Annotated in this window: 3 protein-coding genes; all 3 read right to left on the bottom strand. The window is 68.2% G+C overall.

Translation table 11 applies throughout. The features are described 5' to 3' along the window. Window positions 1-629: lipopolysaccharide transport periplasmic protein LptA (gene lptA, locus VBO01S_RS31330; protein WP_062483059.1), on the bottom strand; the 629-nt coding region annotated here is incomplete at its 3' end. A 121-nt stretch (window positions 630-750) separates the two neighbouring features. Beyond that, entirely contained in the window at window positions 751-1,395 is a 645-nt protein-coding gene (locus VBO01S_RS31325; RefSeq protein WP_062483056.1) for a thiol:disulfide interchange protein DsbA/DsbL, read from the bottom strand. A 156-nt stretch (window positions 1,396-1,551) separates the two neighbouring features. Next, on the bottom strand, window positions 1,552-1,878 hold a 327-nt coding region (locus tag VBO01S_RS31320), incomplete at its 5' end, for an SPOR domain-containing protein (protein ID WP_174543728.1).

The following is a 1,878-nucleotide window of genomic DNA, read 5'->3' as shown; positions in this document are numbered from 1 at the left end:
TTCTTGCCGCCGGCGGCCGGTGCGGAACCGCCCGCCGCCGGGGCCGCAGCAGCCTTCGGCGTGAGGATGGCCTTCACGCGGCCGCCACCGCCCGCCGAGACGCCGGCGTTCGGCGGCACGAGGGAACCGTTGACGGTGTAGGTGTCGTTGCTCTGGTCGTAGACGATCAGCGCGCCGCTGCTCTCGTCGTTGGCCGTGGCGCCGATCAGCCGGCGCATGACGGCGCGGCGGATGAACTTGACGTTGTCGGCGCGGCTGTCGTATTCGATGACTTCCGACTCACCCTCGATCCACTCGTCGCCGGCGTTGCGCTTCTGCTTGTAATAGGCCAGCTTGCCGGGCGCCGCCGTGACCACGCCGTACTGGTAGCCCTCGGCGTCCTGGCGCACGTCCAGCCGCGCGCCGCGGATGATGATCGTGCCCTTCGTGACCAGCACGTTGCCGGTGAACACGCTGGTCTGTTTCAGGTCGTCGTAGCGCATCGAGTCGGACTCGATGTTCATCGGCTTGGTGCGGTCGGCGGTCTCGGCCAGGGCGCCCGAGGCGGCACCGGCCAGCAACAGCGCACCGAAAGCCAGGCGGCCGAGGCGACGAAGGGTGGGGAATGTGGGGATGGAGGGCAATGTCATAAAGGCACGAAACTTGCTCTGAAACATTGTATGCGTGGGATGGCAATTGCCCACCGCCGCCAATGAAAAAGCCCGCCGAAGCGGGCCTTGCATTCGACCAAAAAGCAGGTCGCCGGGTCGGTCAGCCCTTCTTGGCTTCGCCGATGAGGAAGGTCGCGACCTGCAGCACCTTGGACATGCTGCCGGCGGTTTCGCCGTCCACATACCAGCGGCCCGCCACGGCCAGGGCCGGCACGCCGGCGACCTTGTAGGCCTCGGTCTGCTGCGCCGCGCGGCGGGCCTTGCTGGCCACGCCGAAGGACGCAAAGGTTTCCTTGAACTTGGCGCCGTCGAGGCCGGCACGCTCGGCCCAGGCCTGGATGTTGGCGTCGCCGTTCAGGTTCTGGCGCTGCGCGTGGATGGCGGCGAACACCTTCGAGTGGTACTCGTCCAGCTTGCCCATCGCTTCGAGCGTGAAGTACAGGCGCTGCTTGGCTTCGACGTCGTTGCCCACGAAGGGCACCGGGATGCGGCGGAAGGCCACTTCCTTCGGGGCCGCCTTGACCCAGGCTTCGAGCGACGGCTCGAAGTCGTTGCAATGCGGGCAGTTGTACGAGAAGAACTCGACCACCTCGACCTTGCCGGCGGGTGCATCGACGGGCACGCGCTTGTCGAGCACGAGGAAATCGGTGCCGGCCTTGGGGGCGCGCTGGGCGTGTGCCGGAACGGCAGCCAGCGAAAGCAGCCCGATCGAAGTGGCGGCCAGCGAAAAGTCACGACGTTTCATGGAAAAGGTTCTCCTGTGGGTACCGCAGTACAGAGCCGGCGCGCCGCCGGGAGTTCCCCGTGGACGGCGCGACCGAGGCGCTGGAATTGACAAACGAGTGCGGCAGATGCCGCGCGGGCGAGAGCTTAAAGGCTGTTCAAGAAAGGCGCTGACGGGTCAGCGCTGCACGCGCACCAGCGCCGATTCGAGACCGCCGCCATCGAGCCGCTCCTTGAGCCGGTCGGCGTCGTCCTTCTTGTTGAACGGGCCCGCGCGCACGCGGTAGACCGTGCGACCGGCCTGCTCGCGCTCGGTGACCTTGGCCTCGACGCCCATCAGCGACAGCTTGGCGCGTTGCGCCTCGGCGTCGTCGGTGGTGCGGAAGGCGCCGGCCTGCACGAAGTACATGAAGGGGTCGGCACCCGACGGCGACGGCGCGGCGGCCGTGTGGCTCGGCGCGGCGGACGCGGTGGTCGTGCTGCCGCCCGCGCGGGCGCGGGCGAG

This window comes from Variovorax boronicumulans NBRC 103145 (assembly GCF_001591345.1).
Taxonomy (GTDB): domain Bacteria; phylum Pseudomonadota; class Gammaproteobacteria; order Burkholderiales; family Burkholderiaceae_C; genus Variovorax; species Variovorax boronicumulans.
This window is presented reverse-complemented; position numbering and strand designations above follow the sequence as displayed.

What these genes read in the sequence shown, in the direction of transcription:
- VBO01S_RS31325 (WP_062483056.1), bottom strand. Translation starts at nt 1,395, where the DNA reads ATGAAACGTCGTGACTTTTCGCTGGCCGCCACTTCGATCGGGCTGCTT.